This window comes from Micromonospora sp. DSM 43699, from assembly GCF_055517075.1.
This window is the reverse complement of sequence record NZ_JBTMMT010000192.1, coordinates 1-470: the sequence shown is the minus strand read 5'-3', so window position 1 is coordinate 470 and position 470 is coordinate 1. Positions and strand designations below refer to the sequence as shown.

The following is a 470-nucleotide window of genomic DNA, read 5'->3' as shown; positions in this document are numbered from 1 at the left end:
AGCGGAAAACACCTCAGGCGGACACCGCTCAGGCGAGCGGAAAGTGCCTCAGGCGGGCTGGGTCGCCGAGGTGATCCGCTCGGCGCGCAGCGCCTCGTACCAGCGGTCGTCGGTGGGCGGCAGCGCGTTCACGTCGAGGGCCAGCTTGAGCAGCAGATCGGCGATCTGCGGGTTGCGGGCCATCACCGGACCGTGCATGTACGTCCCGAAGACCGTGTCGTTGTACGCGCCCTCCGTGCCGTCCCCGGTGCCGTTGCCCCGGCCGAGCTGGACCCGCGCGAACGGCCGTGCCGTCGGGCCGAGATGGGTGACGCCCTGGTGGTTCTCGAACCCGGTCAGCGGCGGCAGCGCCAGCTGCGGGTCGATGTCCGCCAGTACGTCGCCGACGCACCGCGCGCCCTCGCCCCGGGTGGAGACCACGTCGAGCAGACCGAGACCCTGCTCGCGCTCGCCGAGGTCGTTGACGAACT

The 470-nt window shown here is 71.5% G+C and carries 1 pseudogene; it reads right to left on the bottom strand.

The features are described from left to right. Positions 1-48 precede the first annotated feature (48 nt). Positions 49-470, bottom strand: a pseudogene (locus AC0AIB_RS31190) (glutamine amidotransferase); the annotation flags it as partial.